Source organism: Allobosea sp. TND4EK4 (assembly GCF_900156025.1).
Taxonomy (GTDB): Bacteria; Pseudomonadota; Alphaproteobacteria; order Rhizobiales; family Beijerinckiaceae; genus Allobosea.
Window position 1 is genome coordinate 249,458 of record NZ_FTMO01000003.1, and the last position, 18,052, is coordinate 267,509.

Below are 18,052 nucleotides of genomic sequence, written 5' to 3' on the forward strand. Positions count from 1 at the left end.
CATGCGGGCCGAACAGGACGAAGCTTCCGCCCTGCTCGACGGGCTCGACCTCGACCAGCTGCTCGGCGCCCTGACGAGGGGCCGCGGCTACGAGGCGGCGCTGCGCGACCCGCCGGGCCGGCGCGACTGGAGCGACGTCGGCGCGGCCTCGGTGAACTTCGTCCAGCTCGACCAGCGGATCGATCGGCTTGCCCGCCTGCTCGCGATCAACAAGGCGCGGCCGGGCGCGACCGTCGCGATCCTGGCGCCGCTGGGGCCGGAGGCGATCGTCTCGGTGATGGCCAGCCTGCGAGCCGGGCTCTCGCCCTTCATGCTGCCGCTGCACGGCAACGAACTCGAGCTGCTTAGGCTGATCGAAGCCTCGGAGGCGGTGATGGCGCTGGGCGTCAGCCGCGTCGGCACCCAGAGGCCGCTCCTCGTCCTGCGCAACCTGGCGATGCGCGCCTTCAGCACGCGCTTCGTCGGCGGTTTCGGACCCGATGTGCCGGACGGGGTGGCGCCTCTGGACACGCTGATGGCCAGCGCCGGCTCCCACCCGCTCCCGGATGGGGCCGGGCGCGCCGCGATACAGGTCGCGGACGCGGCGGCCATGACGGGACCTTTTCCGCTGTCCGAACGGGAGCTGCTCGGCAAGGCCCTGGACTTGTCGCGGCTGCTCAAACCCGAGCCCTCGGCGCGCATCGTCACGACGCTGGTCGGGGGAGACCTTGCCGCTCTCGCCAGCGGGCCGGCCACGGCCCTGCTGACCGGCGTCGAGCTGCTGCCGCTCGGCCTGTTCAGCCTCGGCGATCTGCGGGCCTGCCTGGCCGGCGGCCGCGCCGTGCATCTCATCCTGCCAGGCGCGTTCGAGCCCGCGCTGGCACATTCGCGACTGGCCGCCCATGCCGGGCTGGCGAGCGTCGTCTTCGTGCAGCGGAGCGGCGACCAGCGGTCCTATCCGGCGCTCGACCGGCCGGACGTCACCATCGCCGATATCGTCGTGCATTCGGCCGCCCAGATCACGATCGCCCAGCGCTAGCCGCTGGGGAGCCGCCTGCCGATTGCCTGTGGAAGGCAGGGCTGCCTTGCGCCCGGCGCCGGGCGCGGCGTGCTAGAAGCGCCGGCCGCACTCCAGAAGCGGCCGGCAAGGCGATTCAAGACAAGCATGAGCACGGCGATCGAGATGGGAACGACACGGACCGGCGAGCCCGGTCTGCTCGATCTCGCCGAATTGCTGGCAACGCGCCTGCTCGTGCAGGGCAATTCGGGCTCGGGCAAGTCGCATCTGCTGCGCCGGCTGCTGGAGCAGAGCGCGCCGCTGGTGCAGCAGGCGGTGATCGATCCCGAGGGCGATTTCGTCTCGCTGGCCGACCAATTCGGCCATGTTGTCGTCGATGGCGAATGCGGCGAGGCGGAATTGCAGCGCGTGGCGCTGCGGGTGCGCCAGCACCGCGTCTCGGTGGTGCTGAATCTCGAAAACCTGGAAGCCGACGAGCAGTTGCGGGCGACGGCGGCGTTCCTCGGCGGGCTCTTCGACGTCGACCGCTCGCTCTGGTTCCCGATGCTCATCGTGGTCGACGAGGCGCAGCTCTTCGCGCCGGTGATGGCGGGCGAGGCGTCGGACGAGGCGCGGCGCCTCTCGCTCGGCGCGATGACCAACCTGATGTGCCGCGGCCGCAAGCGCGGCCTTGCCGGCGTCATCGCGACGCAGCGCCTCGCCAAGCTCGCCAAGAACGTCGCGGCCGAGGCCTCCAACTTCCTGATGGGCCGCACTTTCCTCGACATCGACATGGCGCGCGCGGCCGACCTGCTCGGCATGGACCGGCGCCAGGCGGAGATGTTCCGCGACCTGGAGCGCGGCCAGTTCGTGGCGCTCGGCCCGGCGCTCTCGAAGCGCCCGCTGCCGCTGCGGATCGGCACGGTCTCCTCGGTCGATCGCGGCGGCGCACCGGGGCTGATGCCCCTGCCCGAGCAGGCGCCCGAGGAGGCAGGCCGGCTGATCTTCACCCCCGGCGAGGACGAGCCCCCGCCGATGGAACGCCTCGCCCGCCCCGCGCCGCGCCCGCGCCCCGCCGCCGGCGAGGTGCTGCGCCAGATCGAGAACTATCGCCCGGCCCCGCAGGCGGAGCCGGAACCGGAGATCGAGCTGGAGCCGGCCGAGCGCGAGGCGATCATGACCGAGATCCTGCGCGAGCTGATGGGCGATCCGGAAGCCCGCTCGCGTCAGTCCGCGGTGCTCTACCAGGATTTCACCGTGCGCTGCCGGATGCGGCGCCTCGGCCGCACCCATCTCAGCCTCGAGGAATTCCGCCGCAAGCTGGTGGTGGCCCGCGCCGGGGTCAGCGACAGCATCGCGGAGAGCGAGGGCTGGCGCGCGGCGGTCGAGGCTTCGGCCTCCCTGCCCGAGGACCTCCAGGGCCTGTTCCTGTTCATCGCCCGCACCGCCATCGAAGGCGCCCCCTGCCCCGGCGACGCCGAGCTGGCGCGCGTCTATGGCAGCCACTCGCCCAGCCGGGCACGGCGGCTGCTCGGCTATATCGAGGAGCGCGGGCTGATCGTCTGCCATGTCGATTTCCGCGGCCAGAGGACGCTGGCGCTGCCGACCCTCGGTGTCGAGACGGCGCCGGGGCTCGCGCAGCCGCGTGTCGCGGGGATGGCGCGCGGCGCACGGGGCTGATGCGGCGAGGCCTTCCCGGACGGCGCCAAAACTTGACCGCCCCGCCCCGGACCGTGCATGACCTCAACCCTCATTCACGGGTCAGGTCATGCGCGTCCTGCTGATCGACAATTACGATAGCTTCACCTGGAACCTCGTCCACCTGATCGGCGGGCTGGGCGCGCAGGTCGATGTCCGCCGCAACGACGCGCTGTCGGTGGACGACGCGCTCGAAGGCGGGCATGACGCGATCGTGCTGTCCCCGGGCCCCTGCACCCCGAACGAGGCCGGCATCTGCCTCGATCTGGTGAAGCAGGGCGCGCCCGTGAAGCCGATCTTCGGCGTCTGCCTCGGCCTCCAGACCATGGGGCAGGCCTTCGGCGGCGACGTGGTGCGGGCGCCTTCGCCGATGCATGGCAAGGTCTCGCCGATCCGCCACAAGGCGCGGGGTCTCTTCCGCGGCATCAACGGCCCGCTGCAGGCGACGCGCTATCATTCGCTGGTCGTCGCGCGCGAGACCTGCCCGGATGTCTTCGACATCGAGGCTGAGACCGATGACGGATTGATCATGGCGCTGTCGCATCGCGAGCTGCCGGTCTGCGGCGTCCAGTTCCATCCCGAGAGCATCGCCTCGGAGCATGGCGGGACGATCCTGCGGAATTTCCTCGACCTGGCCCAGCGATGGCGCAGCGAGCATGACGCGCCCGCGCTGAGCCCATCCGCCTGATTTCCCAGACTTCGCATTCTCAGAGTTCCCATGGACGATTTCAAACCCTTCATCGCCAAGGTCGCGACCGGCGCGAGCCTCTCGCGCGAAGAGGCGCGCGACGCCTTCGACACCATCCTCTCCGGCGAGGTGACCAACGCCCAGTCGGCGGCCTTCCTGATGGCGCTGCGCGTGCGCGGCGAGAGCGTCGAGGAGATCGCCGGCGCCGTTGGCGCGATGCGCGGCAAGATGCTGCCTGTGAAGGCGCCGGCGGACGCGATCGACATCGTCGGGACCGGCGGCGATTCCTCCGGCTCCTACAACGTCTCGACGCTGGCCTCGATCATCACCGCCGCCTGCGGCGTGCCGGTCGCCAAGCACGGCAACCGCGCCGCCTCCTCCCGCTCCGGTGCGGCGGACGTGCTGACGGCGCTCGGCGTCAAGGTGGGTCTCGATGCGGCGGGCACCGAGCGTTGCATCGCTCAGGCCGGGGTCGGCTTCATGTTCGCGCCGACGCATCATGCCTCGATGCGCCATGTCGCGCCGGTGCGGACCGAACTCGGCACGCGCACCATCTTCAACCTGCTCGGCCCGCTCTCCAACCCGGCCGGCGTGAAGCGCCAGCTCATCGGCGCCTTTTCGGAGACCTGGCTGGAGCCGATGGTGAAGGTGCTGGCCTCGCTGGGCTCGACCCGGGTCTGGGCCGTGCACGGCTCGGACGGTCTCGACGAGATCACCACCACCGGCCCGACCAGCGTCGTCTCGCTGGAGAACGGCGCGATCACCCGGTTCTCGATCGCTCCGGCCGAGGTGGGGCTCGAACCGGCCAGGCCCGAGGACCTGCGCGGCGGGACGCCGGAACAGAATGCGGCGGCGCTCAACGCCGTTCTCGACGGCGCCAGGACAGCTTTCCGCGACATCGCCGCCTTCAACGCCGCCGCGGGCCTGCTCGTCGCCGGCAAGGCGAGCGACCTGAAGGACGGCTTCGCCCAGGCCAATGCGGCGCTCGATTCCGGCAAGGCGAAGGCGGTGCTGGCGAAGCTGATCGCCGCCTCGAACGCCTGAGGAGACGGCCGTGACCGACATCCTCGCCCGGATCGAAGCCTATAAGAGGCAGGAGATCGCCGCCGCCAAGGCGGCGGTGCCGCCCGCCGAGATGGAGAGACGCGCCCGCGCGGCCGGGCCGGTGCGTGGCTTCGCCGATGCGCTCGACGCCAGGATCGCCGCCGGCAATCCGGCGCTCATCGCCGAGATCAAGAAGGCGAGCCCGTCCAAGGGGCTGATCCGGCCCGATTTCGACCCGCCCGCCCTGGCCCGTGCCTATGCGGAGGGGGGTGCGGCTTGCCTCTCGGTGCTGACCGACGCGCCCTCCTTCCAGGGCCGGCCGGAATTCCTGAGCCAGGCGCGCGAGGCCTCAGGCCTGCCGGTGCTGCGCAAGGATTTCCTCTACGATCCCTATCAGGTGTTCGAGGCACGGGCCTGGGGCGCCGATTGCATCCTGATCATCATGGCCGGTGTCGACGACGCCACCGCGAAGGCGCTGAACGAAACCGCGCGCGCGCTTTCCATGGATGTGCTCGTCGAGGTGCATGACGAGGCCGAGCTCGACCGGGCGCTCGCCATCGAGAGCCGCCTGCTCGGCATCAACAACCGCGACCTGCGCAGCTTCCATGTCGATCTGGCCGTGACCGAGCGGCTGGCGCCACGCGTGCCGGCAGACCGTATCGTGATCGGCGAAAGCGGCATCTTCACCCATGCCGACGTGCAGCGGCTGAATGCCGTCGGCGTCAACGCCTTCCTCGTCGGCGAGAGCCTGATGCGTCAGGACGACGTCGCCGCGGCGACGTCCGCCTTGCTGACCGGCCGCTCCGGCGAGAGCACGGCGTGAGCCGGCTCAGCCATCTCGACGCCCAAGGCCAGGCGCATATGGTCGATGTCGGCGACAAGGCCGAGACGACGCGGATCGCGATCGCCGAGGGCAGCGTGACGATGGCGCCGGAAACGCTCGCCATCGTGCGCGACGGCAACGCCAAGAAGGGCGACGTGCTCGGCACGGCGCGCCTGGCCGGCATCATGGCGGCGAAGCGCACCCATGACCTCATCCCGCTCTGCCACCCGCTGCTGCTCAGCAAGATCGCCGTCGATCTTGCCATCGACGAGGCGCTGCCGGGCGTGCGGGTGCGGGCGGAGGTCAAGCTGACCGGGCAGACCGGCGTCGAGATGGAGGCGCTCACCGCCGTCTCCGTCGCCTGCCTCACCGTCTACGACATGGTGAAAGCGGTCGACAAGGCGATGCAGATCGAAGGCATCCGCCTCGTGCACAAATCCGGCGGCCGTTCCGGCGATTACGACGCCAAGGCCCGGTGAGATGGCGCTGACCCCGGTCCACGTCGCGCTCAAGGCCCTGCTCGGCAGTGTTCCGGCCGCCACGGAAGCCGAGCGCCTGCCCCTGGCGCGCTGCGCCTGGCGGGTGCTGGCCGAAGACGTCGCGGCGCTGCGGACGCAACCGCCCTTCGCCAATTCGGCAATGGACGGCTACGCCGTGCTCGCGGCCGATATGGAAGCCGGCAAAGTTCTTCGTGTCATCGGCGAATCGGCGGCCGGGCGGGGCTTCGTCGGAACGGTCGGCGCCGGCGAGGCCGTCCGCATCTTCACCGGCGCCCCGATGCCGCAGGGGGCCGACACCATCCTGATGCAGGAAGATGCAGACGGCGTCGGCTCGGCCGCTGTCACGGTGCGTGTGCCGGCTGCAAAGGGCAAGTTCCTGCGGCCGGCCGGGCTCGATTTTCGGGAGGGCGATGCGCTGCTCAAGGCCGGACGTGTCCTCGACAGCGCCGCGCTCGGGCTCGCCGCCGCGATGGGCCATCCGAGCTTGCCTGTGCGGCGCAGGCCGCGTGTCGCGATCCTCGCCACGGGCGACGAGCTGGTCACTCCCGGGGCCCCGGCCGGGCCGGACCAGATCGTCGCATCCAACTCCTTCGCGCTCATGGCGCTCGTCGAGAAGGCCGGCGGCGAAGCGCTCGATCTCGGCATTGCGCGCGACGACCATGACGATCTTAGGGCGAAGATCGCGGCCGCTCGCGAAGCCGATGCGGATGTGCTGATCACGCTCGGCGGTGCCTCGGTGGGCGAGCACGACCTCGTGCAGGAGGCGCTGACCCGCGCCGGGATGACGCTCGGCTTCTGGAAGATCGCGATGCGGCCGGGCAAGCCGATGATGACGGGCCGGCTCGGCCGCATGGTGGTGGTCGGCCTGCCCGGCAATCCGGTCTCCTCCATCGTCTGCGGCCATCTCTTCGTGCTGCCGCTGATCGAGGCGATGCTGGGCATGGAGGATTGCGCGCGGGACCGGAGTATTCCTGCCATCCTCGGCAGAGATATGCCGGCTAATGATGAGCGCGAGGACTATGTCCGGTCCGATCTTGAGATGACGGCCGCCGGCTGGCGGTCCACCCCGTTCGACCGGCAGGATTCCTCGATGCTCGGCACTTTGGCACGCGCCCGCTGCCTGACGATCCGCCCGGCTTTCGCGAAGCCGGCGAAGGAAGGCGATGCCTGCCGGGTCCTCGTGCTGAGATAGCGCTGCCGGACGGCACGGCTCGACGCTGCCGATCAGGCGGGCGTTCCTCTTGAGACGCGGGCGCGCCGCTTGCGGAACACAAGGCGAACGGCTATGGTGTTCGTGCTTTGTTTCGAATCTGCGACTTCGTCTGGCGGGGACCATGCTGACACGCAAGCAACACGAACTCCTGCGCTTCATCCAGGAACGCTTGCGCGAGAGCGGCGTGCCGCCCTCCTTCGACGAGATGAAGGATGCCCTCGATCTGAAGTCGAAATCCGGCATCCATCGGCTGATCATGGCCCTGGAGGAGCGCGGTTTCATCCGCCGCCTGCCGAACCGGGCGCGGGCGCTCGAGGTCATCAAGATGCCGGACGGGGCTGCGGGGCCCCAGCCCCGGCGCTTCAACCCGGCCGTGGTGCAGGGCGGCCTGGCGAACCAGCCGAACGTCGCCAAGACGCGCCCGCCGGCCGCGCCGGATGAGGATGCGCGCGGGACCATCGCGATCCCGGTGATGGGCCGCATTGCGGCCGGCACGCCGATCTCGGCGATCCAGAGTCGCAGCCATACCGTCTCGCTGCCGCCGGACATGCTCGGCTCCGGCGAGCATTACGCGCTCGAGGTCCGCGGCGATTCGATGGTCGAGGCCGGCATTCTCGACGGCGACACCGTCGTCATCCGCCGCCAGGACACCGCCAATACCGGCGACATCATCGTGGCGCTGATCGACGACGAGGAGGCGACGCTGAAGCGTCTGCGCCGCCGCGGCTCCTCGATCGCGCTGGAGGCCGCCAACCCGGCCTATGAGACGCGGGTTCTCGGTCCGGACCGGGTCAAGATCCAGGGCCGTCTGGTCAATCTTCTGCGGCGCTACTGAAAGGCGTCTGGTTCATCGGATGGGGCAGCGTCCGCGCGCCCCGGAGGAGCGACGGCAGGTGCCGGATGCTGAGGCTGCGGCGCTTCTGCGCGGCGCCGGGTCCAGGGGCGGTCGGCGCCCTGGGGCTCGGAAGGCCGGAAGCTCCAGCCCTCGGAGCGGCGATAGAGCGAGGTCGCGCCGTCGCGGGCAAGATCCATGCGGTGCACCAGCGTCGCCTCGCAGGGCGCGCTCCAGGGAATGGCTGTGACGACCAGGTCGGCTCGGCGGCAATCCTCGATGATCCCGACGCGGTCGCGCGCATAGGACACGGTCCTGCCCTCGGCGGTGCGGGCGACGCAGCCGAGGCTGTCGCAAGCGATGCCGTCGCGCAGCGTCGCATCGTCGGGCGAACGGTTGTCGCCATCGGCGGTGAGCCATTGCTGCAGGACGAAGCGGCTGGGCTTGCCGGCGATGGCGAAGCGGCCGTTCGCGCCGCGCACGGCGATGCCAGAACCGTCGCGCTCGATCAGGATTTCCGGCCGCTCCGGCTTGGCGGCGAAGGCGACGCCGAGCGCCAGCGGCAGAATGCCCAGCCAGCGCAGCCTGGTGGTCCAAAGCGTCGTCCAGAGCAGCGCCGCGACGAAGCTGAGCAGCACGGCGGTGCCGAAGGCGGGGATCGTCACGGTCGAATGGTCGATGGTCGCGACCCAGTGCGCCACCTGCAAGACCAACTCGGAGCCAAGCCCCATCAGCGCCCAGGCCGGCCAGTCGAGCCCGAAGGGGTAGGCCAGCACGCCGAACACGGCGGCCGGCATCACGCAAAGCGAGACGAAGGGCAGCGCCAAGGCGTTGCCGAGCAGGCCGAAGGGGTTGAAGGTCTGGAAGTGGAAGGCGCCGAAGGGCGCCGTCGCGGCGGTGGCGAGGATCGTCGTGACGAGGATACCGAGCGCAGCGGTCCACAGCGCGCCCAGCGGCCAGGGCAGCACGCGCGGCGGCTGCGAGCGTTCGCGCCGCTCCCAGCGCTCGGCGAAGGCGATCAGCGCGGCCACCGCACCGAAGGACATCTGGAAGCTCGGTCCCAGCAGCGCGTCCGGCTCGCGCAGCAGCACGATCAGGGCGGCGAGCGCGAGATTGCGCATGCTCAGCGCCGAGCGGTCGACGAGGATGGCGCCGAGCATCACCAGCGTCATGATCAGCGAACGCTCCGTCGCCACGTCGCCGCCCGAGAACACGCAATAGGCGGTCGCGCCGATCATCGCCGCCACGGCCGCGATCTTCTTGACCGGCCAGGACAGGGCGACCGTCTGCGACAATGCGAGCAGCGCCCGGACCAGCCAGAAGATCGTGCCCGCCGCCAGCACCATGTGCAGGCCGGAGATCGAGACGATGTGGTAGATGCCGGCCGCACGCAGGTCGTTGTTGGTCGCTTCGGTGATCAGCCCGCGCTTGCCGGTGACGAGCGCGGCCCCCACCGCCCCGCCCTGCCCGCCGCCGACGCTGGCGATCCGCTGCGTCAGCGCGTTGCGGGCCCTGTCGAGGGCGGCGTCGAGGGCCAGCCGCATCGGCATCGCCGACGGCGGCGGCGCCAGCGCGATCTTGCCGGCGATGCTGCCGACGGCACCGATCCCCTTGAAGAAGGCGTCCCGCCCGAAATCGTAGCCGCCGGCACGGGCGGGGCCGGGTGGCGGCAGCAACCGCGCCGTGGCGACGATATGGTCGCCCGGAGCGACCGCGCCGCTGCGGATATTGACGCGCACCCGCCTCGGCCGGCTTTCGGGCGCGAGCCCGGCGATGTCGGTGATCAGCAGCACGAGGCGGGCGCCGACGTCTCGCGCCTCGACGCTTTCGACGAAGCCCGTGATCTTCGCGACGCGCGGGCGGTCCAGCATCGGCGCGGCGATGTCGGCCGTGCGCCAGACCCCCGCGCCGAAGCCTGCGAAGATGGCGGCGACGGCGACGCAGGCTCCGGCCGCGACCGGCCGTGTCCGGAGCAGGCCGGCCAGGGTCGCAGCCACGGCGAAGCCGATGGCGGGCGCCCAGAGCGAGGGCTCGCTGTCGGCGGCGAAATAGAGCAGGACGCCGAGGCCCATCGCCACCGGCAGCCAGAGAAACAACCGCCGTCGTTCGGTCTCCAGCGCCAGCGCCTCCGTCAGCGCGCCGCCCAGCTCCGCCAGCAGGGAGCCGCCATTCAGAGCGAAGGGCGGCAGCAGCCGCGCCGGCATGGCGGCGGCGATCAGCCTCGCGCGACGACCGGGCGTTGCGGACTGCATCGCCTCCCCTCCCCGCCGGGCGCGATTGAGCGCTTAACCCCCCGGCGAAGCCATGTTACAGGGCGCCCGCCGGTTGTCATGCGCTGCCTGGCCCTTTCCCGTTTTCTCGTCCCGGGCCCCTGATCCCGCCCGGTCGGAGCCTGCCTTCATGAGCAACGCCGTCATCACGCGCTTTGCGCCCTCGCCCACCGGTTTCCTGCATATCGGCGGGGCGCGCACGGCGCTGTTCAACTGGCTCTATGCCCGCCGGCAGGGCGGCAAGATGCTGCTGCGCATCGAGGACACGGACCGCGAACGCTCGACCGACGCCGCCATCACCGCCATCATCGACGGGCTGTCCTGGCTGGGCCTCGATTGGGATGGCGACACGGTCTACCAGTTCGCCCGCGCCGAGCGTCATCGCGAGGTGGCCGAGCAGATGCTCGCCGCCGGCACCGCCTATCACTGTTATGCCAGCCAGGCCGAGCTCGAGGAGATGCGCGAGAAGGCGCGGGCCGAGGGCAAGCCGCTGCGCTATGACGGGCGCTGGCGCGACCGGGACCCGTCCGAGGCACCGGCCGGCGTGAAGCCGGTCATCCGCCTGAAGGCACCGCAGACCGGCGAGACGGTGGTCGAGGACGAGGTGCAGGGCCGCGTCGTCTGGCAGAACGAGAATCTCGACGACCTCGTGCTGCTGCGCTCGGACGGCACCCCGACCTATATGCTCGCCGTCGTGGTCGACGACCACGACATGGGCGTGACCCATGTCATCCGCGGCGACGACCACCTGACCAATGCCGCCCGCCAGACGCAGATCTACAACGCGCTCGGCTGGACCGTGCCGAGCATGTCGCACATCCCGCTGATCCATGGGCCGGACGGGGCCAAGCTCTCGAAGCGCCACGGGGCGCTCGGCGTCGATGCCTATCGCTCGATGGGCTATCTGCCGGCGGCGCTGCGGAACTACCTGGTCCGGCTCGGCTGGAGCCATGGCGATCAGGAGGTGTTCTCGACGCAGGAGATGATCGACGCGTTCAACCTCTCCTCGATCGGCCGTTCGCCGGCCCGCTTCGACTACGCCAAGCTTGAGAACCTGAACGGGCTCTATATGCGCCAGTCGGACGACCGCGAGCTGCTCGACGCGCTGAAGGTCATCCTGCCGGAAATCGGGCCGGCGCGCGGTCTCGGTCCCGAGCTCTCGCCGGAGCTGGAGGCCAGGTTCCTCGCGGCGATGCCGGGGCTGAAGGAGCGGGCGAAGACTCTGGTCGAGCTGCTCGACAGCGCCTTCTATCTCTATGCCCAGCGCCCGCTGCAGCTCGACGACAAGGCGAAGGGGCTCCTGGACGCCAATGCACGGGCCCGGCTTCCCGGCCTCGGCGAGGCGCTGGCGACCGTCAACGACTGGTCGCCGGCGCCGCTGGAGGCCGCGGTCAGGGCCTATGCCGAGGCGAACGGGCTCAAGCTCGGCCAGGCGGCGCAGCCGCTGCGGGCGGCCCTGACGGGGCGCGCCATGTCGCCGGGACTGTTCGATGTCATGGCCGTGCTGGGCCGCGACGAGAGCCTGGCGCGGCTCGCAGACCAGGCCTGACGACAAACCACGCCGGCGGCGAACGCCGCCGGTTTCGGGCCATGATGCCGACGCGCGACAAACCGCCTTTAGGCTTGGTTGAATGCATGGGGCAAATGGGCTAGTGACGCGCAAGTGCGTTGCGCCGCAACACGGCGCCGCGACACGAATATTGCTTGTAAATCAGTTGCATGGATCGCATCCGCCTCGCACCGCCGACATGCGCCTGTCACGTCGGACCGCTGGGATGAGGACAAGTTCGCGCCAAGTCGCGAACGGGCTGCACCGGCTACTGCCGAACGGCGGCGAGCCTTGAAAGGATCGGTATCGATGAGCGAAAACACCAGCAAGCTCCAGGTCGGCGACAAGGCCGTCGACATGGCCGTCAAGCAGGGGTCGATCGGTCCGTCCGTCATCGACATCGGCAAGCTCTACGCCCAGACGGGCATGTTCACCTATGACCCCGGCTTCACCTCGACGGCGAGCTGCGAGTCCCAGATCACCTATATCGATGGCGATGCCGGCGTGCTGCTCTATCGCGGCTACCCGATCGAGCAGCTGGCCGAGCATGGCGACTTCCTCGAGACCTGCTACCTGCTGCTGGAAGGCGAGCTGCCGACGGCGGCACAGAAGGCCGATTTCGACTACCGCGTCACGCGCCACACGATGGTGCACGAGCAGATGTCGCGCTTCTTCCACGGCTTCCGCCGCGACGCGCATCCGATGGCGGTGATGGTCGGTTCGATCGGCGCGCTCTCGGCCTTCTACCACGACTCGACCGACATCTCGGACCCGACCCAGCGCATGATCGCTTCGATGCGCATGATCGCGAAGGTGCCGACGCTGGCGGCGATGGCCTACAAGTACACGGTCGGCCAGCCCTTCGTGTATCCGGTCAACGCGCTGGACTACACCTCGAACTTCCTGCGCATGTGCTTCGCCGTGCCGGCCGAGGATTACAAGGTCAACCCCGTGCTCTCGCGCGCGCTCGACCGCATCTTCATCCTGCACGCCGACCACGAGCAGAACGCCTCGACCTCGACCGTCCGTCTCGCCGGCTCCTCGGGCGCCAACCCCTTCGCCTGCATCGCGGCCGGCACGGCCTGCCTGTGGGGCCCCGCCCATGGCGGCGCCAACGAGGCGGCGCTCAAGATGCTCGAGGAAATCGGCTCGGTCGAGAACATCCCGAAATACATCGCCAAGGCGAAGGACAAGAACGATCCGTTCCGCCTGATGGGCTTCGGCCACCGGGTCTACAAGAACTACGATCCGCGCGCGAAGATCATGCAGAAGACCACGCATGAGGTGCTGAACGAGCTCGGCATCAAGGACGATCCGCTGCTGGACGTGGCGATCGAGCTGGAGCGCATCGCGCTGTCGGACGATTATTTCATCGAGAAGAAGCTCTATCCGAACATTGATTTCTATTCGGGCATCACGCTGAAGGCGATGGGCTTCCCGACCTCGATGTTCACGGTGCTCTTCGCCGTCGCCCGCACGGTCGGCTGGATCGCGCAGTGGAAGGAAATGATCGAGGACCCGTCCCAGAAGATCGGCCGTCCGCGCCAGCTCTATACCGGCTCCCCGAAGCGCGACTACACCCCGATCGGCCGCCGCTGAGACCAGCGGCCAGGCTTTCGAGACAGGGCGCGGCGGTTTTCCGCCGCGCCCTTCTTGTTGCAGGCATCAATGCCGGTCGGTCGACGGGACGCCGGCCGCTCTCGACGTCCCTGCTGAAGCAGCGGTGGAGCTGAAAGGCCCGCGCAGCCGATGACGGTGATGCCGACCATCTCGGCGGCGACTGTCCGTCAGGCGCACCGAGGTCCTGAAGCCCAAGCCCTAAGCGGACACGACCGGGCGGCCGCTGCGCCGCTCGACCACCGCCAGCGCCGCCTCCACCGCATTCGCAGCCGGGCTCTCGCCGGCCGAGCGCATGATCGTCTCGACCTCCGCGAATCCAGCGAGTTGCCGGGCCCGGTCTGGTCCCTCGCCGAGGGCGGCGAGCAGATGGCGGCTCAGCGCCTCCGGCGTCGCCTCCTCCTGGATGAATTCGGGCACGATGTTTCGACCGAGGATCAGATTGGGCAGGATCACGCTCGGCAGCTTGACGAGGCGACGCGCGAGCACCGCCTCCCATCCCGCGCCCCGATAGGCGGCGACGGTCGGCACCTGCGACAGGGCGAGCTCCAGCGTGACGGTGCCAGATGCGGCGAGCGCAGCCCGCGCGTTGCGAAAAGCCGCGAGCTTGGCGGCCTCGCCCGTCACGATCTCCGGCTTGGCCGCCCAATGCGCCACCGCCTCGGCGATCGTCGGCTGCAGCCGGCCCACCGCCGGCAGGACGAACCGGGCGCCGGGTACCGAAGCCGAGACCTTGGCGACGGCCTCTCCGAAGACCGGCATCAGGTGATGGATCTCGGAGCGGCGGCTGCCGGGCAGCACCAGCACGAGCGGCCGTGCGGCATCATCCCGCTGCTGCTGCTCCACCGCTTGCGGCCGGAATTCCTCCAGGCGTTCCATCAGCGGGTGGCCGACATAGACCGTCTCCGGCCCGTGCAGCCGCGCCAATGCCGCGGGCTCGAAGGGCAACAGTGCCAGGATGCGGTCGACATGCGGCGCCATTCTCCGCGCCCGCCCCGAGCGCCAGGCCCAGACGCTGGGGCAGACCCAATGGACGATCGGGGTGGCGGGCGCGCGCGCCCTCACCTTCCTGGCCACGCGCAGGCAGAAATCGGGGCTGTCGATCGTCAGCAGCAGATCAGGCTGGAAGGCGACGATCCCGCGGGCCGCGTCCTCCATCCGCCGCAGCAGCAAGGGCAGCCGGGCAATGACCGGGCCAAACCCCATGACCGCGATGTCGGATTGCGGGAAGAAGGAGGTCAGTCCCGCCTCGGGCAGGCCATGATCGCCGACACCGCGGATCTCGATCTCGCGGTCGCCCAGCCGCTTGCGCAGGCTCGCGAGAAAGCGCAGCGCCAGCGCATCTCCGGAGGCCTCACCGGCGATGATCGCCAGCCTGAACGGGCGCATCAGGCTATTCCCTCGACAAAGAGGCCGAGTTCATCGGCCAGCCGGCCCAGCGCCGCGCGATCCCCCACGAGGACCTGCCCGGCCCGGACGCCGATGCCGGCAAGCCCGGCCGCCTTGACGTTCCGCAGGGTCTGCTCGCCGATGGCGGGCATGTCCACCCTGAGATCCTGCCCGGCCTTCGGCGCCTTGACCAGCACCCCGTCGCCCTCCGTGAGCTTCAGGCGGCGGCGGGCGACGAGATCCCCGACGCGCGCGATCATCGCGTCGGTTCCCTCGGCCGCCTCGACGGCGACGACACGATGGTCGGCGAGAATCGCGGCCTGGCCGACATCGAAGGGCGACAGCGCCTCGATCAACGAAAAGCCGCGCTGGAGCAGGTTCTTTTGATGCTCCGTGGCGCTCTGCCGGCCGAGCGGGCCGGGCGGCATGGCAAGTTCGGGCGCGATCTCGGCCGGGCCGTGCACGCGAAAACCCTGATCCTCGAAGAAGCGCACCACCCTGCTGAGAAGATGGTCGTCGCCGCCCTGAAAGGCCTTGGCGAAGTAAGGCAGGTAGCGCAGCGTCGCGAGCTCCGGCCTGAGCGAACCGAAGCTCGGGCGGGGCAGGCCGCCGAGCATGACGAGATCGGCGATGCCGCGCCGACGCAGTTCCTCGATCAGGCTGCCGAGCTGGCCGAGCCGGTAGACTTTGACAGGGGCGTCGCCATAGGCGGACGGATCGCCGACCCCCTCGATAGCGGCGATGAAGATGTCCCCGCCCCGCCCTGTAACGATGCGGGCCAGGGCCGGCGGGTAGTCGCCACCGCCCGCGATCATCGCAAGCGGCCCTCGCAAGGCGGCCGGGGGATCGGCCGCGTGCGTCACCGGTCGACGAGCGCGACGTCGCGCGGGACGCAAAGCCCCTTGTCGCCGCCCGCGCGGATGAAATCGAGGATCTCGTGGACCAGCGGGTGCCCAGCAAACTCCGCCGCGACGTCCTCGACGCGCTCCGAGAGCGTGCCTTCATCGGCGAAGAGCAGCCGATAGGCCCGGCGCAGCTCATGAATCTGCTCGCGGGTGAAGTTGCGACGCTTCAGCCCGATCAGGTTGAGCCCGGCGAGATGGGCCGGGTTGTCGCGCACGGCGCCGAAGGGAATCACATCACCCAGCACGCCGGCACCGCCACCGATGAAGGCGTGATCGCCGATGCGGACGAATTGCTGGATACCGCAACCGCCACTCAGGATGGCGAAGTTGCCGATCGTCACATGGCCGGCACACATCACATTGTTGGAGAAGATGATGTTGTTGCCGAGGCGGCAGTCATGGCCGACATGCGAGTTGGCCAGGAAGAAACAGCGGTCGCCGACCACCGTCTCCATGCCACCGCCCTCGGTGCCTGGGTTCATGGTGACGCCTTCGCGGATCTGGCAATCGGCGCCGATCGAGAGGGTCGAGGGCTCACCCCGGTATTTCACATCCTGAGGGGGATGCCCGATGGAGGCGAAGGGGAAAATGCGGGTGCGCGCGCCGATGCTGGTGCGGCCGGCGACGACGACATGGCTGACCAGTTCGACGCCTTCGCCGAGCACGACGTCCGGCCCGACGGTGCAGAACGGGCCGATGCTGACCCCTGCGCCGAGCTGCGCCTTGGGATCGACGATCGACATGGGATGGATGGAGACGCTCATGGCGCGTTCGCTTGTCCTTGCCGGCTGTCCGTCCGGAGCCTCGGCGCCTGCCGTCTGCGCTGCGAGGCCGTCATTCCAGAAAGGCCGAAGGCCTCAGGAGACCATCGCCGAGATTTCGGCTTCCGCCACTAGGGTGCCGTCGACGCGGGCCTCGCCGCGGTAGAACCAGATGTTGCGGCGGCGCGCCATCTTGGTGAGATGGAACCGGATCTGGTCGCCCGGCGTCACCGGCTTGCGGAACTTCGCCTTGTCGATCGTCGTGAAGAGCACTGTGTTGACCTGCTCTCCGGCCCCGCGCGCATTGACCACAAGCACGCCAGCCGTCTGGGCCATGCCCTCGATCATCAGCACGCCCGGAAACACGGGGCGGCCGGGAAAGTGACCGGTGAATTGCGGCTCGTTCGCGGTGACGTTCTTGATGCCGACGCCCGATTCCTCACCATTGATCTCGACGACCCGGTCCACCAGCAGGAAGGGGTAGCGGTGGGGAATGGATGTCATGATCCTCTGGATGTCGATGACATCCAGCGTCGTCGTCGGCTCGCTCATCGCCTGCAATCTCCAACGGCTCCGGCGTTCTCGTGACGCCTGCGTCCATCGTGGGCCATCAGCATAACGTGCCGGCAGCCCAGCCTTCATTCCTGACCGTTTGCCGGAAACAAAGCCGTCCGGGCAACAGAAATCTCATCGACCGGCGCTCGCGAGCGGGGCGCAGCAATCAGCCCTTGGGGGTGTCGTCCTTGGCGCGCCCGCGCCGGCTGACCGCCGCCTTGAGCCAGGCGCTCTCGCGCGCCCAGCTGAGCGCCGGCTGTGCCGGATAGCCGCCATAGCGTGCACCCCGCGGAACATCACCCGCCACGCCGCTCTGCGCCGCGATCTGCGCGCCCGCGCCGATCGTCAGATGGCCGGCGAGGCCGACCTGGCCACCGAGCACCGCGAAATCCTCGAGAGTCGAGGAGCCGGCGAGACCGGTCTGCGCGCAGATCACGCAATGCCGCCCGATCACGCAGTTATGGCCGATCTGGACGAGGTTATCGATCTTGGTGCCTTCGCCGATCACCGTGTCGCGGCTGGCGCCGCGGTCGATGCAGCTGTTGGCGCCGATCTCGACATCGTCCTGGATGATGACGCGGCCAATCTGCGGCACCTTCATGTGCCCCTTCGGGCTCATGGCGAAACCGAAACCGTCCTGCCCGATGCGGGCGCCTGGATGCACGATCACGCGGTTGCCGATCAGCGAGGCCTGGATCGAGGCGCCGGCGCCGATGGAGCAGTTGCGCCCGATCCGGACCTGGGGTCCGATCACTGCATTGGCGGCGACGATGGTGCCCGCGCCGATCTCGGCGCCGGGTCCGATGACGGCACCGGGATCGACCGTGACGCCTTGCTCGAGAACCGCCGACGGATGGACCACGGCACCAGGCGCGATGCCCTGCGAAGCAAAGGCCGCTTCCGGCCTAAGAGCCTCGGGGAAGAAGCGCGCAAGGACGCGCGCAAAGGCGTGGTAGGGCGTCGCGCTGACGAGGACCACCGCAGATGCGGGGGCGCGGTCGGCGAAGCGCGACGATACCAGGACGCAGCCCGCCTTTGTCGAGACAAGCGCCTCGACATATTTCGGGTTGTCCATATAGGCAATATCGCCCGGCCCGGCCGTTTCGAGCGCGGCGGCACCGGACAGGATCCGACCGGCCTCGACGCCGTCAGGAACGGCCGTGCCACAAAGAGCTGCGACCTCGCCGATCGTCAGCGAGGTCGCAAGCGGGAAGAAAACAGGTTCTGTCATG

At 69.5% G+C, this 18,052-nt stretch carries 16 protein-coding genes; 10 read left to right on the plus strand and 6 right to left on the minus strand.

What is annotated here, in order from left to right:
• The first annotated feature begins 1 nt into the window (after window position 1).
• The 8 genes from BW981_RS08665 to lexA all read left to right on the plus strand — a co-directional run bounded on the left by BW981_RS08665 (window position 2) and on the right by lexA (window position 7,777).
• Window positions 2–1,018, plus strand: a complete 1,017-nt coding sequence (locus BW981_RS08665) for an AMP-binding protein (protein WP_076438160.1) — start codon at window positions 2–4, stop codon at window positions 1,016–1,018.
• A gap of 126 nt (window positions 1,019–1,144) precedes the next feature.
• Window positions 1,145–2,656 (plus strand): helicase HerA domain-containing protein, encoded by a 1,512-nt coding sequence (locus tag BW981_RS08670; RefSeq protein ID WP_076438162.1) that lies wholly within the window; start codon window positions 1,145–1,147, stop codon window positions 2,654–2,656.
• Window positions 2,657–2,744: 88 nt separating this feature from the next.
• Window positions 2,745–3,362 carry an anthranilate synthase component II gene (locus BW981_RS08675; RefSeq protein WP_076438164.1) on the plus strand — a complete coding sequence of 206 codons (618 nt, stop codon included), beginning with the start codon at window positions 2,745–2,747 and terminating at the stop codon, window positions 3,360–3,362.
• Between the two features lie 30 nt (window positions 3,363–3,392).
• Window positions 3,393–4,406, plus strand: a complete 1,014-nt coding sequence (trpD, locus tag BW981_RS08680; protein ID WP_076438166.1) for an anthranilate phosphoribosyltransferase — start codon at window positions 3,393–3,395, stop codon at window positions 4,404–4,406.
• Window positions 4,407–4,416: 10 nt separating this feature from the next.
• Window positions 4,417–5,229: an indole-3-glycerol phosphate synthase TrpC gene (gene trpC, locus BW981_RS08685; protein ID WP_076438168.1), complete on the plus strand. Its 813-nt coding sequence runs from the start codon at window positions 4,417–4,419 to the stop codon at window positions 5,227–5,229.
• Window positions 5,226–5,708 (plus strand): cyclic pyranopterin monophosphate synthase MoaC, encoded by a 483-nt coding sequence (gene moaC, locus BW981_RS08690; RefSeq protein ID WP_076438170.1) that lies wholly within the window; start codon window positions 5,226–5,228, stop codon window positions 5,706–5,708. Before trpC ends, moaC begins: the two co-directional genes overlap by 4 nt.
• 1 nt (window position 5,709) lies before the next feature.
• Window positions 5,710–6,921 carry a molybdopterin molybdotransferase MoeA gene (gene glp / locus BW981_RS08695; RefSeq protein ID WP_076438172.1) on the plus strand — a complete coding sequence of 404 codons (1,212 nt, stop codon included), beginning with the start codon at window positions 5,710–5,712 and terminating at the stop codon, window positions 6,919–6,921.
• Between the two features lie 142 nt (window positions 6,922–7,063).
• Window positions 7,064–7,777, plus strand: coding sequence for a transcriptional repressor LexA (gene lexA, locus BW981_RS08700; RefSeq protein WP_076438174.1), 714 nt, complete (start codon window positions 7,064–7,066; stop codon window positions 7,775–7,777).
• On the opposite strand, the gene BW981_RS08705 is transcribed toward lexA, so the two are convergent.
• On the minus strand, window positions 7,771–10,026 hold the full coding sequence (locus tag BW981_RS08705; RefSeq protein ID WP_076438176.1) for a ComEC/Rec2 family competence protein: 2,256 nt from the start codon (window positions 10,024–10,026) through the stop codon (window positions 7,771–7,773). The two genes, lexA and BW981_RS08705, sit on opposite strands and share 7 nt — an antisense overlap.
• 148 nt (window positions 10,027–10,174) lie before the next feature.
• Here BW981_RS08705 and gltX point away from each other — a divergent pair, with 148 nt between their 5' ends.
• Window positions 10,175–11,593, plus strand: coding sequence for a glutamate--tRNA ligase (gene gltX, locus BW981_RS08710; protein ID WP_076438178.1), 1,419 nt, complete (start codon window positions 10,175–10,177; stop codon window positions 11,591–11,593).
• Between the two features lie 309 nt (window positions 11,594–11,902).
• Window positions 11,903–13,192 (plus strand): citrate synthase, encoded by a 1,290-nt coding sequence (gene gltA, locus BW981_RS08715; protein ID WP_076438180.1) that lies wholly within the window; start codon window positions 11,903–11,905, stop codon window positions 13,190–13,192.
• Window positions 13,193–13,411: 219 nt separating this feature from the next.
• Here the strand turns inward: gltA and lpxB are convergent, their stop codons facing one another.
• From lpxB to lpxD, 5 genes are all read right to left on the minus strand, one after another.
• Complete coding sequence (gene lpxB, locus BW981_RS08720; RefSeq protein ID WP_076438182.1) at window positions 13,412–14,599, minus strand: lipid-A-disaccharide synthase; 1,188 nt, start codon at window positions 14,597–14,599, stop codon at window positions 13,412–13,414.
• Entirely contained in the window at window positions 14,599–15,414 is an 816-nt protein-coding gene (gene lpxI, locus BW981_RS08725) for an LpxI family protein (RefSeq protein ID WP_076438185.1), read from the minus strand. Before lpxI ends, lpxB begins: the two co-directional genes overlap by 1 nt.
• A 44-nt stretch (window positions 15,415–15,458) precedes the next feature.
• The gene (gene lpxA, locus BW981_RS08730; protein WP_076438187.1) at window positions 15,459–16,268 is read right to left on the minus strand and encodes an acyl-ACP--UDP-N-acetylglucosamine O-acyltransferase; all 810 of its coding nucleotides are present in this window, start codon (window positions 16,266–16,268) and stop codon (window positions 15,459–15,461) included.
• A 93-nt stretch (window positions 16,269–16,361) separates the two neighbouring features.
• Window positions 16,362–16,817 carry a 3-hydroxyacyl-ACP dehydratase FabZ gene (fabZ, locus tag BW981_RS08735; protein ID WP_076438189.1) on the minus strand — a complete coding sequence of 152 codons (456 nt, stop codon included), beginning with the start codon at window positions 16,815–16,817 and terminating at the stop codon, window positions 16,362–16,364.
• A gap of 169 nt (window positions 16,818–16,986) precedes the next feature.
• Complete coding sequence (gene lpxD, locus BW981_RS08740; protein ID WP_076438191.1) at window positions 16,987–18,051, minus strand: UDP-3-O-(3-hydroxymyristoyl)glucosamine N-acyltransferase; 1,065 nt, start codon at window positions 18,049–18,051, stop codon at window positions 16,987–16,989.
• Window position 18,052: the final 1 nt, after the last annotated feature.